We start from the raw sequence: 2,679 nt of genomic DNA, 5'->3' as shown, positions 1-2,679 counted from the left end.
AGACTACGTTAATACCCTGGGTTTAAAAATCACCAAAGGGCGTAATTTCTCTAAAGAAATGGCAACCGATACCGCATCGATGATCATCAATGAAACAGCCGCGAAACTGATGGATGTGCCTGATCCGATAAACAAAACATTATATCTTCCGCAGGATAATATGGCCAAAACCTTTAAGGGTTTTCATATTGTTGGCGTGATAAAGGATTTTAACTTCAGTTCGTTAAAAACCAATATCAGCCCTGTAGTACTGATGTACGGCGAGGATACCGGGGCAATGAGCTTAAAAGTGAATACCGCCAACATCACCTCGCTGATGGCGCTTATTAAAGATAGGTGGAAATCAATATCGCCCAACAGGGAGTTTAATTACTCATTTATGGACGAGGATTTTGATGCCACGTACCGTGCCGAACAACGTATGGGCACCATATCAATAGTGTTTACCTCGCTGGCCATTATTATAGCCTGCCTGGGCCTGTTTGGTTTAGCTGCTTACGCCGCCGAGCAGCGCAGTAAAGAGATAGGCATCCGTAAAGTATTGGGAGCAGACGTAAGCACCATTGTTGCCATGCTCTCCAAAGATTTTATCAAGCTGGTACTTATAGCTATAGTTTTTGCAACACCGGTAGCCTGGCTGTTTATGCACCATTGGCTGCAGGGATTTGCCTACAGGCAAAATATACAATGGTGGGTTATTGCCGTATCGTCATTTCTGGCAGTTTTCATCGCCTTTGCAACCATCAGTTTTCAATCTATAAAAGCAGCATTAAGCAATCCGGTGAAGAGTTTGAGAAGCGAATAATTAGTTCATYGGTTCACTGGTTCATTAGTTCATTGGTCAGGGTGTAKAGTGTRGYGAAGAAKCRTTTAGAATTTTAAAATTAGARTTTAGGGTTTTTTCTTTTTAGCGTTTTGAAATTAGGATTTAGAGTTTAAAAATTATGATCAGGAATTATTTAAAAATAGCCTGGCGGAACCTTTATAAACAAAAGGCTTTTTCGCTGATCCATATCCTGGGATTAACCATGGGCATTACGGTGTGCCTCATGATTTTCCTGTATATTATGAATGAGTTTAGTGTCGACAAATTCCATAAACAGGGTAAAAATATTTACCGGGTAATGCGTGGGTTTGATCCGGCGAAACCGAGGGTACCGTACTTGTCGGGCCCGTATGCACCGGCGCTACTGAATGATTATCCTCAGGATATTAAAATGGCGGTGCGGGTATCGCCACAAAATAATCTTGTTTCCTTTGGCGAAAGGGCATTTAACGAAAAGAAGGTTTATGCCGTAGATGCAGGCTTTTTTAAGCTGTTTACTTTTCCGCTTCTTAGAGGTGATGCATCCACAGCGCTTGATAATCCTAACAGCGTGGTGCTTACCCAAACTACTGCAAAAAAATATTTCGGCACCGTTGATAACGCCATGGGAAAGGTGGTGCAGTTTGATAAACAGTTGAATTTGAAAGTTACAGGCGTGGCTAAAGATGTGCCGTCAAACTCGCATCTTGATTTTGATTTGGTAATGCCTATAGCCAATTATACCAAAAATCCAGGCTTTAATGTGTGGATAAACAACGGCCTGTTTGTGTATGTGCTTTTAAATGAACACAGCAGCCAAACTGCGCTCGAACGTCGTTTTACCCAGTTTATGGATAAGTACATGGGCAAGGATATGCAAAAATTCGGCGCTAAGTTTGATTTAACGCTAACCCCGCTTAACGATATCTATTTTGAACGCTACTCGGCCTTTGACAATGTGAAGCATGGCGATAAAACGGTGGTTTTTATTTTTATATCGATAGCGGCGCTTATCATGCTCATCGCCTGTATCAACTTCACCAACCTGGCCACCATCAGGGCGGTTGAGCGTTCAAAAGAGGTAGGGATGCGCAAAGTAATGGGCGCGTTGCGCAATCATTTAATATGGCAATTCATCGGCGAGTCGTTGATGCTGGCGCTTATTTCGTGTACATTATCAGTTGGCTTGCTGCTGGTATTGATGCCATCCTATAACCAATTGTTGGGTTATGATTTAACTGTCTCCTGGAATAGCCTGCCTATCTGGTCGTTTCTTTTGGGGGTTATTTTGGTAGTAGGCTTTTTGGCGGGAAGCTATCCGGCCATATTTATGTCGGCGTTTTCGCCTATCCAGGCTTTAAAGGGCAAACTGAAGCTGGGTAAAGGCGGCAGTATTTTCAGGCAGGGATTAGTGGTATTGCAATTCAGTATTTCGGTAATGCTTATCATCGGCACTATTGTTATTGTAAACCAGATGCGGTATATAAAAAGCAAATCATTAGGGTATGATAAGGAACAAACGCTGGTGATAAAAATTGATAATAACGATATTTATGATCACCGTAAAACCTTTAAAGACGAATTACAGAACTCCGGGGCGGTTTCATCAGTGTCGCTGATGTCTGGCGAGCCCGGCGGCTTTTACGATGTGCATGGTTTTGACGCCGAAGGACAGCATGCCAATTTTATGTCGCGAACAGAGTTTGCCGATTTTGAATACGTGAAAACCTTAGGATTGAAAATAATTGCCGGTCGTGATTTTTCGCCTGCTTTTGCTACCGATACTACCAATTCGGTGCTTATCAACCGCACGGCTGCTAAAGAATTAGGTTTCTCGCCGCAGCAAGCTATTGGCAAATGGATAAAAAATAAAG

General features: G+C 42.5%; 2 protein-coding genes. Both read left to right on the top strand.

Features of this window, described 5'->3' with window-relative positions; genetic code table 11:
• Nucleotides 1–805 (top strand): ABC transporter permease (locus AC1DPZ_RS25090; RefSeq protein ID WP_477408627.1); only part of this gene is annotated, 805 nt, incomplete at its 5' end.
• 139 nt (nt 806–944) lie between these two features.
• Nucleotides 945–2,679: ABC transporter permease (locus tag AC1DPZ_RS25085; protein ID WP_477408625.1), on the top strand; the 1,735-nt coding region annotated here is incomplete at its 3' end.

The sequence above is a fragment of the Mucilaginibacter sp. P4_G9 genome (genome assembly GCF_056400985.1).
This window is presented reverse-complemented; position numbering and strand designations above follow the sequence as displayed.